Below are 22,010 nucleotides of genomic sequence, written 5' to 3'. Positions count from 1 at the left end.
GATTGATTACTTATTCCACCAAAGCGCTGTTGTAATCACGTCATCGCCTTGACGTGCCAAGGCTTGTTGATAATGTTCACGATTAACGTTTTGCTCTTTATTTGGATAATATAAGCGTTTCGGAATGCCGTTTCCGAAAATAGGCTGGAACGTATAGTTGACGATTCCGTTCTCCGTTTGCCTACTCCAAACAACATCTCCAGGTTTCACTAAAAATATAGGATAACCGGTACGACGGATTTCTGACCAAGCCTCCAAGCCTTGAGTGTACAAAGCCAGGTATTTTTGCGTTAAGACATTTTCTTTGTTGGCCGCCGGCAAGGCATCAGCATATGATTTCGCAGTCGCACCATCAATACCCCATTTAGTTAAAGAAGCTTCTACACCTTTTCGGTAGCTTGCATCATCCCAGTTATTGTATTCGGCAATTAAAAAAGCCACCTCGGCATACTCCTGTAAGACTTCCGCAAAGTCGGGCGCATTCACAATGGCTCCTGGTAAGCTAATGGCAGTAGGTCCATTAATACCTCCTGCTTCCAAAGGTAATCCGTAAGGCTGACCTATGTAAATTTGGCGCTCATTGGGTAAAGCGTAACGCGGTAGACGCGGGTCGGCCGTCTTAAAAGGTCCTAATTCTCCTTTTAATACATTTACCAAAACATGCGAAACCGCAAAATCTTTTCTATTCGCAGTAACGGTCGCTCGATAGAGGGGGGCTTCATTTGGTGCACCACTGGAATATTTAAACGCGGCATTATCTGCATTGGACGTAAATACACCTTTTGCCAAGGCATCCGAAAAATGTTCTTCTGAAACAGCCGGAAGTTTCACACGGATACGCGTAGACAAGCGTAACCGAAGTGATTGCGCAAATTTAGCCCATTTTTCATTACTGCCTGCGTATATAATATCCGAGCTGCCGAAAGTATTTTGCCCTTTATACTTCAACAGGGTATCGCCTGCCGCCTTTAATTCATTTAGGATATCAACATATATTTTTTCCTGTGACGCGTACACCGGCGTATAATTGTCGGGATTTTGTTGCAGCGCTTCAAATTCAGGGTCTTTATTTCCATAGGATTCATAGGGCACATCGCCAAAAACATCCGTCAGGGAATGGAAGGTGAAAGCTTTCAATATACGTGCAATCGCAATTTGATTCGCATTACTACCAGCTGTTCCGGCACTTGCCACCGATTTTGTCAGCTCATCGGTATTTAACTTGATAATTTGGTTCAAGTTATTCAGTGCCTTATAAGAGTTAGCCCAAAAGACGTCGGAATAAGAACGTGGAATATCATAACGCGACTGATCGGTGTAGATATTCTGACTATAATATTGGGCGAAAAGCATTGTTCCACGTAACGAAAAATTTTCGTTTCGGATATTGTCCATTATTTGTTTCTCCGCCGTCAACAGAATCGTTGGTGTAGGAACATTTCCCGGGCGATTGGGATCTTCGTTTATCTCCGCCAGCTTCTCGTCAGAGCAGGAGATCAAAGCGCCTGAAAACGCTAGGGGAAGGAGAAATAAGATATTTTTATAAAGATTCATTGTCTTCTCAAATTAAAATTTAACGTTCACATTTAAACCGTAGGTGGCAGGTATTGGTAGATTTCCTCCTTCAATCCCCTGTATATTACCTCCGCTATTGGTAAATTCAGGATCAATGTACTTACTTTTGGTATAAATATTCCAAAGGTTACGGCCATAAGCGTTGATACCCAACGTTTTGATTACTCCGTCCGGTTTCAGCTGAAAATTATACCCGAGTGTAATCTCCCGTAACTTCACGAATGTGGCGTCAAAAACACTAAAGGTGGTGGGCCCGTTATATTCATTACGTGCCCAGGTTTGTGCACTAATCCGCGTATCATTTGGCCTTGTATTCGTTACGTTATAACTTCCGTCCGGATTAAACTGTACATCCGCTTTTACACCATCTACTACGATACCCGTTTCTCGGATATTATTAACAGCAGTACGGTCCAGGATTCCTGCGTACATACCTACTTTATAGGTTTGCGAGAAGAAATGCCCTCCAACACGTGCGTCGATTAAAAATCCAAGTGTAAAGTTTTTATACTTAAAGCTGTTTTGAAAGCCTACTAAATAGTCAGGTAGCACAGTTCCTAAATCTGTCATTTGCGAAGTACGTAAGTAAGTACCGTCCTCCTGCACCACGCGTTGCCCGTCAGGAGCATAAACAAAGTCATAACCTCTGATTTGTCCATAGGATTCTCCTTCTTGCGCTACTAATGACACCAGTGTATTGTTTAGCTCGAGCGTACTGATGCCCTCATATAAACGGGCGATTTTATTACGGTTTAACGACCAGTTGACTGAACTATTCCATTCGAAACGATCATTTTTTATCGGTGCTCCGGTTAGGATTACTTCAAATCCTTTATTGGTTATTAGACCTGCATTTAAGAATTTCTGTTGATATCCAAAAGCATCGGAAGTCGGAACTGCAATTGTCTGGTTTCTACTACGGTTATTGTAATAGGTAACGTCTAAGCCTAATCTATTTTTAAACAATTGAAACTCGAATCCCGTTTCCCAAGTACTGGTCAGTTCGGGTTTCAAATTGGGATTGTTCATGATATCAGGCTGCGTATAAGACGGTTGGCCATTAAATGCAGGTAACGAACTATATAATTGTGCTAAGCTATAGGGTGCTGCACCGTTACCGACTTCCGCCCAGCCCAATCTGAATTTGGCGTAGTCAATCCAAGGAATGTTTCTTATTCCTTCCAATTCACTGAAAACAAAACTGCTTGTGAGCGATGGATAGTAAAAAGAATTATTGTTAGTAGGTAGGGTAGACCACCAATCATTCCGTAAGGTACCGTCTAAATAGAGCATATTTTTCCAACCGGCAGAAAAACTGCCAAAGATCGAATACACTTGTTCTCTAAATAAACCATGTCCATTATTGGCTAAGATACCACTTGAATTCCGCAAGTCATAGTAATTCGGAACTACTAAGGGTCCACCCGTTTGGAGATCACTGACGCGACGATTCGCATCCCGAATGTTACCACCAACCAAACCGGATAGCGAGAAGTCGGTCCATTGTTTATTGGCGGTTGCCAGAAATTCATAGTTGAATTCATGGAAATTATTACTATATTCCTGATACATAGACTGTGAGCGGGAATACACTGCGATACGATCTTGATATTGATATTGATAAATATCTGCGTAAACTTTACCACTCAAATTAAGCCACGAATTGATAGGAGCCGACACCCCGACATTACCATATAGCCTGTCGCGGCTCTCTTCCAGGTAACTCTCATAAGCCGACCAATAGGGATTATCAATAAAACGCGTAGCACGATCGCCCGGTGTATCGCGATAGCCGGTTCGATTCCACGGTCTAGGGGTTCCATCGGGTCGTTTGTAATCGCTCAGCTTCTTATAGTCGACTTGCACACCTCCCCATTGAAAAGCCTCTAACATAATATTCCGATTGGAAGCACCGGTCCAAGGTCTACCCGTTGAGTTATTTTTAACGTAGTTAAGATTACTGGAAATCGTTACCTTTCCCAGTCCTGTAGACCCTGAAAAACTCAATGTATTACGTCCTAAGCTTGCATTTGGAACAGTTCCGCGGACATTCTTATTGGTATACGATAGCCGATAGCTCGTTTTTCCACTGCTTCCTGCGATCGCTAGATTATTGGTATTGGCAATACCCGTGCGAAAAAAGTAATTGACATCGTGCTCGGGATACAGCCAAGGCTCAGGATTCAAATATTCGGGGTATCCGGGGTCTAAATTATACCAATGCAAAACGGGTGTGCCATCCAAACGAGGGCCCCAGCTTTCGTCGGCAGCATAATCAACAATATTATACGTTGTGCCATTAATCGTAGCCTGCGGAAACTCGGTACTATAACCTTGTCCGTATAGTTTTTGTCTTTTTGGCAAACGTACTATTTGTTCCAATTCAATTCCTGTATTCAGGCTAATCTCAGTCTTTTCCTTATTATTTCCCTTTTTCGTTGTAATCAAAATAACTCCGTTGGCTGCACGACTTCCGTAAAGCGCTGCGGAAGGACCTTTCAATACCGAAATATTTTCAATATCATCCGGATTTAAATCTTGTATCATATTCCCTACGTCCTTACCGGCACTTCCCCCAATGGTGGAAGCGGTATTTAAATCGGCATTGTCAATAGGGGTTCCATCAATAACGTAAAGCGGTTGATTATTACCGGTAATGGATTTTATACCACGAAGCAAAACACGCGTTGATCCTCCCATATTGCCGCCGGAGGGTATAATCTGTAAACCTGCCACTTTGCCGGAAATCGCGCTCAGGGCATTGGTGGGCCGGGTGTTGAGCACATCGCCGCTCACATCTTGCACGACATATCCCAATGCTTTCTTCTCCCGTTTAATACCTAGGGCAGTAACCACCACCTCAGAAAGCTGGTTATCAGGCACTAAACTCACTTGGATCTTTTGCTCGTCACCAACCACCACTTCTTTTGGTTGATAACCGACGTAAGAGATCACCAAAACGCTGTTGTCAGCTACTTCAAGAGAGAATGTTCCATCGCTCTTTGTTTGGGTTCCTTGCGTGGTATTCTTAACCAGCACGGATGCACCTGCAATGGGCTGTGTGTTTTCATCCAGCACCGTCCCGGTAATTGTACGTTGCCGGGCAAAATTCAATGTAGGCAGCAGTATGAGCAGTATGCCTACGTACCGCAGTAATTGTAAATTCATAAGAAATTGTCAGTTAATTTGATTAATATAGGGTGAGTACCGCCTAATTAGCAGCAGATGACTTGCACATGCATTCGCATGCTGTTTTTTAACAAGGAAGAAATAAACGATGCAATTAATTTCGATTTTTGTAAGTGTTGATCCATATTATTTAAAATAATAAAGTATAGTAATCTAATAGACAAACCTAGACAAAAATGTTTTGATACACAAATTTTTTCTTTTTTTGTGTACTAATTTTTTTAGTATATTTGCTTTTCATGGAATATGCTATTGTTGACATTGAAACTACCGGGGGACATGCCGCCGGTCATGGGATTACCGAAATCGCCATTTGTATCCATGATGGTGCCGGTATATGCCATAGATATGAAACACTGGTCAATCCGCAAGCGCATATTCCACTTCATATTTCGGCATTAACAGGCATCAGTAATGAAATGGTTGCAGATGCACCCACCTTCGCAGAAATAGCCGCCACTGTTTACCAACTACTGGAAGGCCGGATATTTGTTGCACACAATGTAAACTTTGATTACTCCTTTATAAAGCATCACCTGGCCTTTTGTGGCTATAGTTGGAATGCCCCAAAATTGTGCACGGTCCGGTTAAGTCGCAAAGTATTACCGGGATTCGCGTCTTATAGTCTTGGCAAACTTTGTCAGCAATTGAATATCTCCATAACCAATCGTCACCGCGCAGGTGGAGACGCTACTGCCACCGGGATTTTGTTCTCCCTATTGCTCGAGAAAGGCTCGGACGCTATACAGGCTATGCTTAAAAAAGCGTCGAAGGAACAGGCCTTGCCACCTAACTTACCCAAGGAAAATTTTGAACGCTTACCTCAAACACCCGGCGTCTATTACTTTAAAGACCAAAAGGGAAAAGTGGTATATGTTGGAAAAGCAAAAAACATCAAAAAACGAGTATCTGCTCATTTTTCAGGCCAAAATCCTAACCCGCAGCGTCAGAATTTCATGCGAAGCATTTATGATATTGACTTTGTTAGCTGCGGAACAGAATTGATAGCTTTTTTGCTCGAGGCAGTCGAAATCAAAAGATTATGGCCTGAAAACAACCGGGCCCTTAAACGCTTTGAACCCAAGTATGGGCTATATAGCTATGAGGATCAAAAAGGCTACATACGTCTGGCTATTGATAAGCATCAACGCTTTCAACAGGCTATTTGCAGTTTTGGAAATGTGATTGAAGCTTACAACCTCGTTAACAGACTGATCCAGGAGCATCGGCTCTGCCCCAAATTGAATGGAATACAAAAGGTGCAAGGTGCTTGTTTGAACCACATAAATGGTGGCTGTTTGGGAGCCTGCATAGGAGAGGAGAATAAGGATAATTATAACGAGCGTATGTATACCGCTTTAGATAATTTAGCGAAAATGCTACCCTCCTTCATAATTCTTGATAAAGGTCGCACAGAAGACGAACAAAGTTGTATTTGGGTAGAAAAAGGCAAGCTCTTTGGCATCGGATACATTGCTTATGAAAGTGATATCAACCATCCTGAAGAGATAAAAGACACCTTAACCCGCTATCCATCCAACGATTATATGATGCACCTCATCATGAGCTATGCCAATCAACATCCCAAGCTAATCCATCGATTAATGGAAGGGGAAGTAGTTGAGTAGAGAATTAGTTGAGTAGTCGGGTAGGGAAATAGTTGAGTAGGAAAATAGTTGAAATAGTCGGTAGAAATTCAACGGCTTAACCACTCAACAACTTAACCACTCAACAAATCAACTACTCAACAACTTAACTACTCAACAACTTAACTACCCCCTCAACTTCACCCCAAAATAGGATTATCCTGAATGGGCAGTTTGGCAAATTTCTCCACCTCAATGCTTGGCACGCCAAAGTCTTCCACCACTTTACCTAATAGGAGATAACAACCATGCCCTCTAAAAGGATAAATGGGCGTACGACTTGGAAAATGGGTGGTATCGAAAAAGTTTCCATGGACATCTAAAAATGTACCAAACCACATTTTCTTTTGGTTCTTCATGCGTACCGTTTTTTCACACACATATAAACCGACCATTTTGACCGTTTGGCCGACATGTGTCAGCAAATCCTTTGCCATTACGTCGCCTCGATAGCTGGTTTTAAGCATATCAAACATCGTAAGCGTCAAGGGATAGCCTAGTAAATCAAGCTCTTGGTAGGCATCTTCCAAACGTTCATCCGGAAGTACCGGCATTGTGTATTGCTTATTAACGATGGCAAACAACTCCTTATCCCTTTTTGGTTTGACTGATCCGCCCATGTATAAATGACTATCCCATAGCAACTCTTTTTTCGTGCGCCCGGTAAAACGTAACGCGCCAACTTTAATCAGTATAGCAAGTTGCTCTAAACCAATATCCGTTCGCCTAATAAAGTCGGTTAAATCTTGAAAAGGCCCGTTTGTTACCCGTTCGCAGGGAATCAATTTTATGAAATGTTCATTAAGTCCCTGTATACCTATTAAGCCCAAATAAACGTCGCGTCCGTTAATGGTCACTTTTTCTTCGCTGTTATTAACACAGGGCAAATGAACGGTTGCACCGGTTTTTTTTAGCTCGTGCACATATAACCAGCGCGCATAGAACCCCCCATAATTATTCAATACCGCAACCATGAACTCCTGAGGAAAGTAGGTCTTAAGGTATAAACTTTGATAGCTCTCTATGGCGAAGCTAGCGGAATGGGCCTTGGAAAAACTGTAGCCGGCAAAGCTGGAAATTTGGCGCCACACTTCTTCGGTGGTTGCTTCGTCTCGACCGATAGTCTTGGCACTGAGAAAAAATTTATCTACTAATTTTTGAAAGGCATCTCGACTCCTATATTTACCACTCATCGCCCGTCTGAGCACATCGGCGTCAGCTAAATCCAATCCGGCGTAATGATAGCATACCTTAATAACGTCTTCCTGGTACACCATCACGCCATAGGTTTCTTTTAACTGTTCTTTCATAACAGGGTGTAAATAGATTACTTCATCCGGATGATGAAAATAATAAATATAGTTTCGCATCATACCGGACGAGGCCACGCCAGGCCTGATGATCGAGCTGGCAGCGACTAAAGTCAGGTAATCCCGACATTGGAGCTTTTGTAAAAGCTGGCGCATCGCTGGTGATTCAATATAAAAACAGCCAATACTATCGCTCGCGCCTAAACGCCGATTGATCTGCTCATCGATCAGAAAAGACTTGACAGCGTGAATATCAACGGATTTTCCCTTGTTTTGTCGGATCAGTTCAACGGCTTCCTTGATATGGCCAATGCCGCGTTGACTCAAGATATCGAATTTATCTAAACCGATGGCTTCGGCTGCATACATGTCCCATTGTACTGTCGGCATGGCTTTAGGCGGCAAGTCCAAAGCCGTATAAAAGGTGATCGGCTCTTCACTTACCAATACCCCTCCGGCATGAATGGATCGTTGATTTGGCATCCCATCCATTAGCTCGTAAACCGCCATGATTTTCCGGAAGGTCTGGTTGTCTTGATTGACTGCATCTTGTGTAGGATCGGTAAAGCTATCGATTTCGCTCTTTGGCAACCCAAGTACTTTACCAATTTCCCGTATGACGGAGCGTCCTTTGAAGGTGCTGATGGTGCCCAGCAGCCCGGTATAAGCAATACCGTAACGCTTTAACAGATATGCTTGTATTTCTTCCCGTTGATGCCAGCTATAATCGATATCGAAATCGGGCGGACTGCTTCGTTTTGAATTTAAGAAGCGCTCAAAATATAGATCCAGGGCAATGGGGTCAACATCGGTGATACCTAAACAATAAGCCACCGTGCTATTTGCCCCGGATCCGCGTCCTACGTGATAAAAACCACGACTTCTGGAATAATTGATAACGTCCCAGGTGATGAGAAAGTAGGCACAGAAATCCATCTGTTTAACCACTGCAAGCTCGGCTTCAATTTTTTGCTTTGCCTGCATATTTCCGGAGCCATAACGATCATGCATACCTGCTAAGGTCAGTTTCTCCAGCAAAATGGCATCATTGGCTTTGCTATCGGTAAATGTTTGTTTGTTTAATCGACCAAAGTGGTAGTCATCGGTAGAGCAGTTTGCTAAAAGTTGATGGGCATTGTCCAAAAGATATTCATAACCGCTGTATAATCGCTGTAACTCTTCTAAGGGGCGTAAAGACTCCGTCTCTTGACAAATGGCGATTTCGTTCACCTTAGTCAATAATGTATTCTGATCAATCGCTCTTAAATACTGATGGAGCCGGTAATGTTTTTTATCCTGAAATGTAACCGAATAAAGCGCCACTAGTTTCCGTTGAATAAGGGCCATATCCAATCGGAAAAGCTGGTTAATATCTTGCGGTCGTACACCAACATATTCGTGTTCCGCCAGCATAAGGGACACTGCCTTGAAGGGATAAATCACATAGGCCTGTTCGAATACAGGCGCTCGCTCCGGCAATACCAAATTGCAGAGCTGGTGATAGGTTAAAAAATCGTTCAGCTCTTTCATACCCTTCCTGTTCCGGGCGATGCCTATGTACAGTAACTGATCCTCCTTTCTGAATTCTATTCCCACCAAGGCACGTATTCCGGCAACTCGTGCCTTCAGGATAAAGTCCATACACGCTGAAGAGTTATTGATATCGGTTAAGACCATCTCAGAAATGCCGAGCTTACGCGTCTCTTCAATAAGTACATCTAAATCAATTGTACCGTAACGCAAACTGTAAGAGCTATGAACATTCAAATACATACTACCAATCCAACTGTAAAGAAGAAGCTAAGCCGATAGCCTCTTCACCGTACCGATTGCGTACCTTGTCCATCACCTGATACAAACTATAATGCTTTTCGGAGGCTGAATAAAGCTGAATCTGCTCGTGCCCACCTACCAAATGGGATAATTTGACGCCGATCAATCGAAGTAACATACGGCGATTGTATACGGCTTCAAAAAGTTCTTTGGCTTTCGATATCAATATATGATCCAACGAGGTATACGCAATTTTTGCCTGCTTTGTAACCGTTTCGAAATTGGCATAACGGATGGTAACGGTAATACAAGCAGTTAACTTATGTTTTTGTCGAAGCTCATAGGCAATGCTGGTCACCATCGCTACTAAAAGTTCCTTAATCACTTCGATGTTCATACTATCGGCTGCAAAAGTACGCTGTGTTCCGATTGACTGTTGCTCTCGATAAGGTACTACCGGTGTGGGATCGACGCCATTTGCCCGGTGCCAAAGGGTCAGGCCAGCTTGTCCCATCGCTTTAAACATCATCTCGGGTGGAATCTCAATAAGCTTGCGAATATAACGAACTCCCATTTCACTCAACTTGATGTAGGTAGCGGATCCTAATCCCGGGATTTTTTTTATAGATAGGGGATCCATAAAAGAGCGTATATCCCGAGATTGCACTTCTTGTTCTCCATTCGGTTTGCATTCATTCGTCGCCATCTTCGATACCGTTTTGTTAATGGATAAGCCGAAAGATATCGGTAAACCCGTTTCTTTTATAATCAACTGTCGCAATTCGTGCGCGTATTTCATGCAACCAAAGAAGCGATCCATGCCCGTTAAATCAATGTAATGTTCATCAATGCTCGCCTTTTCGAACAAGGGAACTTTCTCTGCCAAAATTGCCGTAATCTCCTGTGATGCTTTGGTGTAATCGTCCATATTGCCCTTTATGAAGATAGCATGTGGACAAAGCTGTTTTGCCATACGGGAGGGCATGGCTGCGTGTACCCCAAATTTACGGGCTTCATAGCTGCAGGAAGTAACCACTCCTCTATCAGACGTACCACCAATAATAACAGGCTTTCCCGTCAAGCTGCTGTTTTTACGCATCTCAACAGATACAAAAAAGGCGTCCTGATCCATGTGGATGATATGCTTATTTTGCTCCATCTCGTTCATTTTACATCACAAATATATACTAATATTTTTAGTATTTTAAATTCGACCGGAATCAAAAAACTAACATATTCACTATAAAATCATCTTTTTGATGAAAAAACGACGATAATTTCAATGATTGCTTTGCTTTTGACAAAATTTCCTTACATTTCAGCTGCAATCATTTAAAACTATATTAACGCAAATTTTTATATGGATCTATCAAAAGAGCAGTTTATTGAAGATATCAAAAAGCGAAATGCAGGGGAAGCTGAATTTTTACAGGCAGTTGAGGAAGTCGCTGAAACCATTATTCCCTTTTTGCAAAAACATCCAAAATATCGAAACGCTAAGATATTGGAGCGCATAGCCGAACCGGAACGCGTCATTATCTTTCGGGTTCCTTGGTTAAACGATCGGGGCGAAGTGGAAATAAATCGTGGTTTTCGCGTACAAATGAATAGTGCCATCGGCCCCTATAAGGGTGGTTTGCGCTTTCATGGTTCAGTTAACTTAAGTGTTTTGAAATTTCTTGCTTTTGAACAGGTCTTTAAAAATAGTCTCACGGGTTTGCCAATGGGAGGCGGAAAAGGGGGATCGGATTTCGATCCAAAAGGAAAATCAGATAATGAAGTAATGAAATTTTGTCAGAGTTTCATGACAGAACTTTATCGGCATGTCGGAGCCGATATTGACATTCCTGCGGGCGACATCGGTGTCGGTTCAAGAGAGATCGGTTATCTTTTTGGTCAATATAAACGCATTAAGGGTGAGTTTACCGGTGTACTTACGGGTAAAGGCTTTGAATGGGGCGGAAGTCAAATTCGACCGGAAGCTACCGGTTATGGCTTGGTTTACTTTGTAGAGGAGATTCTGAAACAACAGAAACAGGAGATCAAGGGCAAAACCGTCGTCATTTCCGGCTCGGGCAATGTGGCGCAATTCGCCGCTGAAAAGTGTATTGAGGAAGGGGCAAAGGTACTAACCTTATCGGACTCGGATGGTTTCATTTACAATAAAAAAGGTATTGACTTGGAAGGTTTAGCCTATATTAAGGACCTAAAGAACAAGGAGCGGGGAAGAATTAGTGAATACGCTGAAAAATTCGGGTGCGAATACTATCCGAATGAGAAACCCTGGCGTATAAAGTGTGACATCGCTTTACCTAATGCAACGCAAAATGAATTGGATGAGCAGGATGCAAAACAATTGGCAAAAAATGGCTGTATTTGCGTAGCCGAGGGGGCGAATATGCCTTGTACGCCAGCAGCCATCGCCGTTTTTAATAAAGAACATATTTATTTTGCCCCTGGCAAGGCGGCTAACGCCGGAGGTGTGGCCGTATCGGGACTGGAAATGTCTCAGAATTCCTTACGTTATGCCTGGACTCGTAAAGAAGTAGATCAACGTCTAAAGCAAATTATGCATGATATACACAGTATATGCGTCAAATACGGTAAAGAAAAGGATGGTTATGTCAATTATGAAAAGGGAGCGAATATTGGTGGTTTTGTAAAAATTGCAGATGCGATGTTAGCCCAGGGGTTAGTTTGATCGATACTGACAAAATGACCTGAAATAAGAGGCGCCGATCCAAAATTACAAATCTCGGCGCCCTATAAAACCTTAGTATTCATCTTCATTGAAAAGGAAATCGTCTTTAGTAGGATAATCAGGCCATACTTCTTCGATACTCTCGTATGCCTCACCATCATCTTCCATTTCATTCAGATTCTCCAATACGCCTTCTGGTGCACCGGAACGAATAGCATAATCAATTAATTCATCCTTTGTTGCCGGCCATGGTGCATCTTCTAGATGCGAAGCCAATTCTAATGTCCAATACATAATTCTTCCTTAATACTTTTATACAAAAATTTTTGTCATAAAATCAAAACGCATTAAACAAAAACTGAACCAAATGGAAATATAATTGCGTTTTTTTGATATACTCCAAAAATATTGGCCCGAATATAAGATTTTGCAAACAATTTTAAAAGCATTATTAATAACAAACTTAACACAATCTCGACTGTTATTTTCCTGTAATAAGATTGTAATAAATTAGCATATGAGAGCAATTTGGACAGGCGCTATCGGCTTTGGTTTAGTAAATATACCGGTTAAATTATTTAGTGCTACAGAACAAAGTCGACTGGACTTCGACATGTTGGACAGAAAGGATCATTCCAGAGTCCGCTATCAACGGGTAAATGAAAACACCGGAAAGGAAGTAGCTTGGGAAAATATCGTCAAAGGCTATATGTTGAATGACAATTATATCATACTGGAAGATACGGATTTCGAGGAGGCAAGTCCTGAAAAAAATAAAATGATCAATATCCAATCCTTCGTAAAGGAAAAAGAGGTGGATAGCATGTATTTTGAAACTCCCTATTACATTGAGCCGCAAAAGGGTGGACAAAAGGCTTACCATCTATTGGTAAAAGCACTCGAGAAGGCAGGCATGGTAGGGCTTGCGACCTTTGTTATGCGTGCGGGCGAAAATCTCTGTATGATTCGGGCAAAAGAAAATATGCTGATCCTTAATAAGCTTCGCTTTGAACAGGAAATACGCTCACCCGAGGAACTAAACATCCCTCAAAATGTAAAATTGACGAAAGCGGAAATCGATATGGCTCTCGAGCTCGTGAATAGGCATAGCACCTCTTTCGATGTTTCTGCTTACAAAGACGAATACACAGACGAACTGCTTAAGATTATCAAGGAAAGAGCAAAAGGTAAACGACCAAAAGTACGTAAGATGAAAGTGAAGGCCACGCGTACCAACGATTTATTGGAACAATTGAAAGCAAGTTTGGGGTAGGTTGAGTATATGAATGAGTGATGAGTGTCTGCCGGTAGGCAGGAATGATGAACGATGAATTTTTTGCATAGTGTTGCTTAAAGCCTATTGCCTATAGCTTAATATTGATATAGGACATAAGACAGGAAAAAACCTGATACCTGATACGTATGTCTAACACCTTATACCTTATACCTTACACCTAAAACCTCACACCTGATCTCCTTAACTACAGCAACAACGTATCAATACGATGCGCGTGAACCATTTGCAGTGTTTCGGACCAAACAAAAACCGTAAAAAGTCCATCCTGCGAAGCGACTAAGGCCATAGCCTCTTTTTGATCGTGCACAAATTGCGCAGCTGCCAAATGGCGCGTACCGCCGATCTTTACCGGATCGACAATCTCAGCTTCCTGCCCCGCCACCGGCTCGGTGATCAGTACTTTGGGAACCGGCGCGTTTCTCGCTGCTCGGGCTACTTTCGCTCCGAAGGCCAATAATTCATAATTTTTAGTAATAATGGTGGCACCGTCTATCGCGGTAAATCCACCGATCACATCAATCGTTCTTAGAATATCCTCTCGCCAAACACCTCCCGATTCGTCCTCCGCTTGTTTTGAGATTAATTCACCGAGGGCACAATACACCGGATCAATGGAGTAACCGATGGGATGTACAATGGATTCTTTCCATTCATCTTGATGAGTGGGTACCACCAGTAATAGTCCACCTCGATTATGTCTGCGCATCGCAACAGCCAACTCCACCAAAATATTGACGGAATCGTCAATAGCATCGGGTAACGGCATACCTAATAGCGAGGCTAGCAAATCGGGATAACCGTTTAAGGTTAAATTACGCTCATCTACCATTTTAATTTGATCACCTTTTAGCACGGCAATGTTGACAAACTTTCCATACCCTTCGTGCCTTTTATGTTTCACCACTAAAAGTCCCGGTTCTATGACCTCCAAAACCAAACACCATTCGGAAATATCATGAGTGGTTCCCCAAATAAACAGATTGTCTTCTTCATGCCAAACGCCCAAATGAATGCTTGGTTGAATAACTGCAGGGGAGAGCTTCACCAAATTATGGGGGGTAAATCGTACCGGATTAGCAAAACGTAATGGCTGTACGACATTATCCGAAGCCATTAGCGCAATCGAAATTTTTGGTGAATACCCCTCTTCTCGTCGTAGGCTGGCCCAAAACGCTGCATCAATGACGGCTTCAATGATATTAGCCTTCGGAAGGTAGCGCTTTTCCGACGCTCCCATTTGATATTCAGCCTGTTCAGCAAAATACTTTTCCAATGTCGCGGAAATCATTTTTGCAGCGAGATAGGTAGTTTCAGAAATCATAGTTCAAACTTAGCTAATTTTTACTGAGTATCGAATAGTAGCTTGTTACTTAAGTTAATAAAAAAGGTTCTTTTTAAATCGTCAAACCAAATATATATGATCCCATCATTCCCTTACCCTTTATTCAAATAAACAACACCTTCACACAATTTCACAAAATGGCTGTTACTTAATTAAACAAATTAAAATGAGTATGACAAAACACGTTCATTGGATACTTGTAACCCTTTCTATGGGACTACTAATAGCCTGCAGCGAAAATAGACAAACAAACGATCAAACTGATGTAGGTAAACCTGAACGTAAAACACCTAAAATTAACCTTTATTCAGGAGGGTATAAAACTTTCGTTATCAAGGATAATGACACCGCATTCAAAAGTTTTAAAAAACGGTACACTGCGCAGCAACAGCACGTTATTTTAGCACTGAACCGTATTGATTTCAATAATTTTAATAATGTCGATTCCTTGCTTATTCCTGATTCTGTACAAACTGATATCAATAGCTATACGCCTTTTCCCTTAACGGTAAAAGAGCTAAAGCCTGTTGATAAAATGGTGTTTTTTTCTTATCCGATTCAGGCTTTTGCCGCTTATGAAAACGGACAGCTTATCCGTTGGGGTCCTAGTAGCATGGGCAGTAAGAAATACCCAACTAAAACAGGACTTTCTTTTACCAACTGGAAGGCGGAGGAGCATGTAAGTACGGCGGACGACGAATGGCTCCTTCGATGGAACTTCAATATCCGGAATAAGGAAGGAATTGGCTGGCATCAGTACACCATGCCGGGTTATCCTGCTTCACATTCTTGTTTACGTTTATTGGAAAATGATGCCAAGTGGCTCTATGATTGGGCCGAACAGTGGGTCGTAGAGAAAGACCAGCATGTATTGGCAGAAGGAACGCCTGTTATTGTTTTTGGGTCGTACGACTATGAAGGAGATAAACCTTGGTTTAAGTTATTGCAAGATCCGAAAGCCACTAACATCACAGAGGAACAACTGGTCAAGGAATTTAAACCGCATCTGGAACGAATACTGCAAGAGCAGGAAAAAAGGAAACAAGTGATGGCTTCGCGACGCGACTCGATCTAAACAAGCCTCGGGCCGTGTAATTTTTATGCTAATTTTATTATGAGCAATTTCACGACATCATTTCTATAAAACAAATGATATATTAGCCTTCCATAACAAGCATAAAATATACGAAAATGAATTGGACTCCAAATCCCGATCGATACAAACAGATGGTGTACAACACCTGTGGACGCAGCGGCTTAAAGCTTCCCGCCATCTCGCTAGGTCTTTGGCATAACTTCGGCGATGACACGCCACATAACATAAAAAGAACCATTTGCCAAACCGCCTTTGATCTAGGTATTACGCATTTTGATCTGGCGAATAATTATGGACCGCCTCCCGGAAGTGCAGAACTTGCTTTCGGACGGATTCTGAAAGAAGATTTTGCCGGTCTTCGTGACGAGCTGATCATATCTTCTAAGGCGGGTTATGATATGTGGCCAGGTCCTTACGGCGAATGGGGTAGTCGGAAGTACCTCATTGCAAGCTGTGATCAGAGTTTAAAACGTATGGGTTTGGACTACGTCGATATTTTTTATTCGCACCGCTTCGATCCAAATACGCCGTTGGAGGAAACAATGATGGCTCTTGATCACATTGTACGTTCCGGCAGGGCGCTGTACGTTGGAATTTCTTCCTATAATGCCCAAAGGACGCGAGAGGCTGCAGCTATATTGCGCGAATTGGGAACGCCGTGTCTAATCCACCAACCAAGTTATTCGCTGCTAAATCGCTGGATTGAGGAGGATGGTTTATTGGAAGCGTTAGAAGACACCGGAATGGGCTCCATCGTATTTTCGCCTTTGGCACAAGGGATGCTGACAACAAAATACTTAAAGGATATTCCAAAGGATAGTCGCGCCAGCCAGCATAAGTCTTTAAATCCCGATTTCCTAAGTGAACGTAATCTGGCTAATATACGCTCATTGAATGACATTGCTGCCGCCCGCGGACAAACATTGGCTCAAATGGCTATTGCCTGGGTGTTGAGAAAAGATGAAGTGACGTCAGCCTTAATTGGCGCCAGTAAACCGGAACAAGTGATTGATTGCGCCGGCGCTATTGAAAATCTAGCGTTTACGGAAGAAGAGCTGAGTGCCATCGACCGCTATGCACAAGACGGCGACATCAATATTTGGGCAAAATCAGCAGAATTGGAGTAAGATATGGGTTGAGTGGTTAAGTAGTCATAACGGTAAATAGTACTGGTAGTCAACCACCGAACTATTCAACTACTCAACCATTCAACCACTCAACTCTAACTAATTCGGATGCTTCACCAAATCGGGAGTGAATTTCCATATATCATCAAATGGTGTACTTCCGCTTCTTCCACCGACAACATACCCCACACCACCCGATGAAAATCCGACTGCCTGCTGCCGGGAAGACGCACCATCTATGGTGAAATCGTCATGTTCAATCCAGTAATCAACCGACGGATCATATCGCCAGGTTGAACTTAGTATAGAGCTATTAGTTCCTCCCGTTATAAATCCGTAGCTACCGATGACAAAAACCGCCGGAAAGTTTCGCCGCAAATCATATGTATAGTCGTCCGTTCTGCCGCTGAGCGGTTCTTTTGCTATCCAGTTTTGTCCATCAAAGGCATAAAAGCTGGAAACATACGCTTTATTATTGGTCCCACCTCCGAGGTAGGCGACATTATTGATCACAAAGCTGAAGGCAAAACTTCTTTTTTCCGGCGCACTGTTTACTTTCGTCCAACTGTTGCTACTCGGCGAATACGTATAGAAATCGTTATAATCCTGTGCATCAACATCCTGTCCGCAACCAACATAGGGGATATTATTGACTACAAAGCTTACCGCGCCATATCGAGCTGTACCGGGAAAAGGTGCGATGGGGGTCCAGGTGTCCTGCTGAGGGTCATACTCATAAAAGTCATTGAACATTTTTGTTCCATTCGTACCCAATCCCACATAACCTTTTCCATTAATGGCAAAGGCAACGGCGTTATTACGGGCCTCTCCCGGAAAACTGGCCCGATCCGTCCAGGTAGCCGTTCCCACATCATAAACCCAAGTATCATTGAAACGAGTACTGCTGGTTCCGTAGCCTGTTGTAATATAAACATCGTCGTTAATGATAAAACTGGCTGCACCACTTCTAGGGAGTCCGTCAAAATCAACACCCCGTACCCATTCTTCATCGTCATCATCTTCCTGATCCTTGCTGCATGCAGCAGCGGTAATCAGCACGAGAAACATCATGGTCAATTTAATAAATCTAGTCTTCATTTTTTATTAGTATTTAGTATATAATATGCGAAGCTTAATCGGCGAATTACCATCGCCTTTGCCAATCAATAGCCGGTCAACTTTCGTAAGCAGATCACTTACAGGTATCGTTAAATACAAGGAGCTTTTCTTGTCTTCCATTGCCCCTCGATAATTACTTACATATTCGGTTAAGTTGAAGGTGTATTTTGAATTACCAACACCACCACTTAAGTCGTTTGCCAAATAGGCAACTTGTGTAGTGGTTTCATAACTGGAGGTTAGTAAGGATTTGGGCACACCATGCTCGTCAGCCAGCATCATATTTAAGCTAGGAGGAGGTGTGTAAGGTATATGTGAATTGGGCGGCGTTTCAATGGTGAGCTCGGCTTTATTGATAATGACGTCATTCCGGTTAACAAATTCATAGAGATAAGGAAACTGAATTTTGGTAACCAAACCGGTCAGTCCTTGCAACATAACCTGCTGTTTTGTTTCAGTGCCGGGCAGCTCAGCTTCGGTGTCGGCTTTTAATGCGCTGATAAGACTTTGACTGCGATCAACCTTAATGCTATTGAATTGATAGCTGCCATCGTCCACTTTCATATTTAAGCTATCTTGCACTTTTTTACCATCTGTATTCCGCGTATAGGAATAATAGACTTTCATTAAAATTGAATCGGTGGCGAAAGCCGTTAACATAGAAGTCTTACTAGTGGGCACTAATACAAAGCCCTTTATATATTCCAAAAATTCTTCGGAATTGCTAACCTGACTACTGCCACTTTTTATTTTTGCCCATAAATCTTCCCCAAATGATTGATTCGCTTTGACAAACACCGTATCCGACTTGGAATAAGTTTTAGTCTTAGGCCGATGTTTAAAGCTGACAGATCCCAAAGGGATAGCATCGTAGCTAAATGCACTGTTCGTAAATAGCGTAGAACCGCTGGCAAATACGGGTTTTTCATCTTCCTCCCAAGCATTGGATTCGTCAATAAGTTCGATCTCTTCCGTGACCCGATGAAGATTAAAAGATTGAGTTAAAGTAGTGTCGCCATAATAATAACCTTGATACGGCAAGGCAAGTGACAATGAATCGAAAGCCGCGTCATCAGGTAAAGTTACATTACTAATGGCCGAATTGCCGATTCGGAAATAACTGGAGACCGTTAGATTACCCATTACTTCATCATTCATATGACCGACCAATAGGACTCCCTGCCCGTTGGAGGGTAGCGGATCTAGCTGATAGGTAGCCGTGCGAACGGTAATGCTATCCACGATTTCTGCGCCGATATTATCATTGGTATTGCTCAAGCTAATGGTACCATCTTTCGTACAGGAAACCAGAAGAAAAATCAAAGAGGAATAAACAAAAAGCTTCGTTCCTAAAAGTCCGGGTTTTATTATCGTCATAAATCAAGTGATTATCAAATTAAGAGGGCGAGATGAACTTAAAACATAAACTCGCTTGCTCAACTGAGGCAAAGGTGTGCAGGAATAGTGTTAAATACTGTTACATATTGTTAAAAATAGTTAAGCTTAACCCATTGACACTGAGTTACTCTTAATTTTGCCTCATTCTTATTTTAAAATGCATGTCTAAACAACACCGTTATCTGTTGGGATTAATTACCTTGGCCAGTTTAGTAACCATTGTGTTTCAGTGTTTTTGGCTTGTTGGAAATTACCAACACGAGCAAGAGAACTTCATTGCTTATGCCGAGCGCCTACTCTTCGAAAGCATGCAGGAGGAACGCGAGCTACAGTTTCGATCCGCTTATCCAGAGGCTTATACCTCTTTAAAACAAGGCGGCTTTCCCGCGGCTAGGCAGCTGTTTTATCAACAGGCAGACGAAAAGAATCGAGTTGCTGCACTGGCTATAAGCGGTGTGCCCGCAACCGCGATAGCCGCAAACGATACGCTTGCACATGATTCACTACCGATGCAAGGGGTATTTCCTGTTGCTCTCATGCATATGGATTTTCATGCACTGCAAAAAAGGTATCGCAACAAATTAGGTCCGGATTTACAGAATGTATTTTTTCTTGATACGCTGAAAGCGAAGAGAGTGGATGATAAAGGCATTGACGCCGGTATGGTTGGGCCAACGCCTCGCTTATTTAAAATGAGCGGTTCCTCAAAGACCACCATAAGCGTAACGAGATCGCTACCGGCGAGACCTGCTGAACCGATTAGGCTACACACCCTCACCAGACCGGTTTTTGGCATAGCTATGCGTTCCGGATCAGATCGAAATGGCTCACTGCGAGGTCATCACTTCTCCGTACCTTTTGGGAAAACCAATTCAAAAGTGATCGTTGATTTTCCGATACAGGCGACAACGATGATGCTTGATCCCTCCAAAGACCTTTTTCTGTCCTTATACCTAAAAACGCCTACTTGGTGGATTTTTAGGCACCTGGCATGGGCACTCCTTTCATCGTTTGCACTTACAAGCCTTACGATTGGATGTCTTGTGTATTTGCTTTACACCATTTTTAAGCAAAAGAAACTGGCGGATATAAAAAACGACTTTGTAAACAATATGACGCATGAGCTGAAAACGCCTCTAGCGACTGTCTTAGCGGCAACTGAGACATTGCAACAGCTGAGGTTAAAAGATAATCAGCAAAAAGCCGATCTATATTTGCAAATGACGCATCGATCGGCGACGCACCTTACGAACCTTATCGATCAAATTTTGCATTTAGCGGTAGGAGAGAAGAAGGGAATGCATTTACACCCGGAACCGGTGGACACCAACAAACTACTACTACAATTGGTGGAGACACATCAACTCATCAATCAACATCAAGTCACCTTATCGATAGAGGAAGAGGTACCCTTAATAAATGTTGATAAGATGCATATTGTTAATGCCGTTAACAACTTATTAGATAATGCGATTAAGTATACCGTCGAACCGATCAATATTCGGGTAATCAGCAAAATGGAGAATGGGCAATGGGTATTGAGTATTGCTGATAACGGCATTGGTATTGCTTCTGCCGATATTAAACATATTTTTCAGCCATTTTATCGAGTGCCAACGGGTAATATCCACCGCGTGAAGGGTTTTGGCTTGGGATTACACTATGTAAAACAAGTAATCACCCAACACAAAGGACAAATTGAGGTTATTAGCACGCCGGGCAAGGGCACCACCTTTACTATTTATTTACCCCTGAACATATGATACCACTTTTATTAATCGAAGACGAAACTGATTTGGGACTTATTATTGCTGATAATTTGCGATCTGCTGAATTTGACGTGAACCATTGTTCAGATGGGGAGCAAGGTCTTTTATTATTTTATCAGATGAAGCCGGAGATCGTCATTCTCGATGTGATGCTCCCCGGTTTGGATGGCTTTGCGATCGCAAAAAAAATACGGGAAGTGGATACAGAAACTCCTATTTTATTTCTAACGGCCCGAACGCAAACAGCAGATGTTGTTAACGCTTTTGAATTAGGGGCAAACGACTACCTACGTAAGCCCTTTAGTCTGGAAGAACTGAAAGTCCGTATCAATGCCTTGGTACAACGTAATCAATGGCAAAATCAAAAACGCTTTTTACATATCGGTGATTATGCCATGGATAGTATGCGACAAACATTGAAGCATCGGGAAGGGAAGGAAATTAATTTGTCTTTCAGGGAGTGTGAACTGATCAAAATGCTCTACGAAAACAAAAATAAAGTCATTCACCGCCAAGATATTATCCATGCCGTATGGCCTCATGATCGTTTCTTCACTGGCAGAAGCTTAGACGTATTTATTAGTCGAATTCGGACCTATTTACAAAAGGATGATCGTATTTCTATCGTAAATGTTCGTGCAGTAGGTTATAAAATGATTGTATAATGG

General features: G+C 42.4%; 15 protein-coding genes. 7 read left to right on the top strand and 8 right to left on the bottom strand.

Annotated elements, in window-relative coordinates:
• Positions 1-6: 6 nt before the first annotated feature.
• Positions 7-1,554: a SusD/RagB family nutrient-binding outer membrane lipoprotein gene (locus tag ACH11B_RS19000; RefSeq protein ID WP_013666690.1), complete on the bottom strand. Its 1,548-nt coding sequence runs from the start codon at positions 1,552-1,554 to the stop codon at positions 7-9.
• 12 nt (positions 1,555-1,566) lie between these two features.
• The gene (locus tag ACH11B_RS18995) at positions 1,567-4,743 is read right to left on the bottom strand and encodes a SusC/RagA family TonB-linked outer membrane protein (protein WP_377609007.1); all 3,177 of its coding nucleotides are present in this window, start codon (positions 4,741-4,743) and stop codon (positions 1,567-1,569) included.
• A 260-nt stretch (positions 4,744-5,003) separates the two neighbouring features.
• Here ACH11B_RS18995 and ACH11B_RS18990 point away from each other — a divergent pair, with 260 nt between their 5' ends.
• Complete coding sequence (locus ACH11B_RS18990; protein WP_377609009.1) at positions 5,004-6,392, top strand: exonuclease domain-containing protein; 1,389 nt, start codon at positions 5,004-5,006, stop codon at positions 6,390-6,392.
• A gap of 158 nt (positions 6,393-6,550) precedes the next feature.
• Here the strand turns inward: ACH11B_RS18990 and dnaE are convergent, their stop codons facing one another.
• Positions 6,551-9,493 carry a DNA polymerase III subunit alpha gene (gene dnaE / locus ACH11B_RS18985; RefSeq protein WP_377609011.1) on the bottom strand — a complete coding sequence of 981 codons (2,943 nt, stop codon included), beginning with the start codon at positions 9,491-9,493 and terminating at the stop codon, positions 6,551-6,553.
• Position 9,494: 1 nt separating this feature from the next.
• A complete protein-coding gene (gene dinB, locus ACH11B_RS18980; RefSeq protein ID WP_130857741.1) occupies positions 9,495-10,652 on the bottom strand; it encodes a DNA polymerase IV in 1,158 nt (385 codons plus the stop codon).
• Between the two features lie 201 nt (positions 10,653-10,853).
• Between dinB and gdhA the strand changes: the two genes are divergently transcribed.
• Positions 10,854-12,194 carry an NADP-specific glutamate dehydrogenase gene (gene gdhA, locus ACH11B_RS18975; protein WP_377609013.1) on the top strand — a complete coding sequence of 447 codons (1,341 nt, stop codon included), beginning with the start codon at positions 10,854-10,856 and terminating at the stop codon, positions 12,192-12,194.
• A gap of 72 nt (positions 12,195-12,266) precedes the next feature.
• Here gdhA and ACH11B_RS18970 read toward each other — a convergent pair whose 3' ends face one another.
• Positions 12,267-12,488 carry a DUF2795 domain-containing protein gene (locus ACH11B_RS18970; RefSeq protein WP_013666684.1) on the bottom strand — a complete coding sequence of 74 codons (222 nt, stop codon included), beginning with the start codon at positions 12,486-12,488 and terminating at the stop codon, positions 12,267-12,269.
• A gap of 223 nt (positions 12,489-12,711) precedes the next feature.
• Here ACH11B_RS18970 and ACH11B_RS18965 point away from each other — a divergent pair, with 223 nt between their 5' ends.
• Entirely contained in the window at positions 12,712-13,467 is a 756-nt protein-coding gene (locus ACH11B_RS18965; RefSeq protein ID WP_013666683.1) for a Ku protein, read from the top strand.
• A gap of 208 nt (positions 13,468-13,675) precedes the next feature.
• Here ACH11B_RS18965 and ACH11B_RS18960 read toward each other — a convergent pair whose 3' ends face one another.
• Positions 13,676-14,812: a putative sensor domain DACNV-containing protein gene (locus tag ACH11B_RS18960; protein ID WP_013666682.1), complete on the bottom strand. Its 1,137-nt coding sequence runs from the start codon at positions 14,810-14,812 to the stop codon at positions 13,676-13,678.
• A 187-nt stretch (positions 14,813-14,999) separates the two neighbouring features.
• Here ACH11B_RS18960 and ACH11B_RS18955 point away from each other — a divergent pair, with 187 nt between their 5' ends.
• Complete coding sequence (locus ACH11B_RS18955) at positions 15,000-15,908, top strand: L,D-transpeptidase (protein WP_377609015.1); 909 nt, start codon at positions 15,000-15,002, stop codon at positions 15,906-15,908.
• 116 nt (positions 15,909-16,024) lie between these two features.
• Positions 16,025-17,056, top strand: coding sequence for an L-glyceraldehyde 3-phosphate reductase (mgrA, locus tag ACH11B_RS18950; RefSeq protein ID WP_377609017.1), 1,032 nt, complete (start codon positions 16,025-16,027; stop codon positions 17,054-17,056).
• Between the two features lie 99 nt (positions 17,057-17,155).
• Here the strand turns inward: mgrA and ACH11B_RS18945 are convergent, their stop codons facing one another.
• Both ACH11B_RS18945 and ACH11B_RS18940 read right to left on the bottom strand, forming a co-directional pair.
• A complete protein-coding gene (locus ACH11B_RS18945; protein WP_013666679.1) occupies positions 17,156-18,154 on the bottom strand; it encodes a kelch repeat-containing protein in 999 nt (332 codons plus the stop codon).
• A gap of 6 nt (positions 18,155-18,160) precedes the next feature.
• Positions 18,161-19,552 carry a DUF4270 domain-containing protein gene (locus ACH11B_RS18940; protein WP_377609019.1) on the bottom strand — a complete coding sequence of 464 codons (1,392 nt, stop codon included), beginning with the start codon at positions 19,550-19,552 and terminating at the stop codon, positions 18,161-18,163.
• A 182-nt stretch (positions 19,553-19,734) separates the two neighbouring features.
• Here ACH11B_RS18940 and ACH11B_RS18935 point away from each other — a divergent pair, with 182 nt between their 5' ends.
• Positions 19,735-21,336 (top strand): sensor histidine kinase, encoded by a 1,602-nt coding sequence (locus ACH11B_RS18935; protein ID WP_377609021.1) that lies wholly within the window; start codon positions 19,735-19,737, stop codon positions 21,334-21,336.
• A complete protein-coding gene (locus tag ACH11B_RS18930; protein ID WP_013666676.1) occupies positions 21,333-22,007 on the top strand; it encodes a response regulator transcription factor in 675 nt (224 codons plus the stop codon). The genes ACH11B_RS18935 and ACH11B_RS18930 overlap by 4 nt, the downstream gene beginning before the upstream one ends.
• Positions 22,008-22,010: the final 3 nt, after the last annotated feature.

The sequence above is a fragment of the Olivibacter sp. EAT-5 genome, assembly GCF_044784325.1.
GTDB lineage: Bacteria > Bacteroidota > Bacteroidia > Sphingobacteriales > Sphingobacteriaceae > Olivibacter > Olivibacter oleidegradans.
This window is presented reverse-complemented; position numbering and strand designations above follow the sequence as displayed.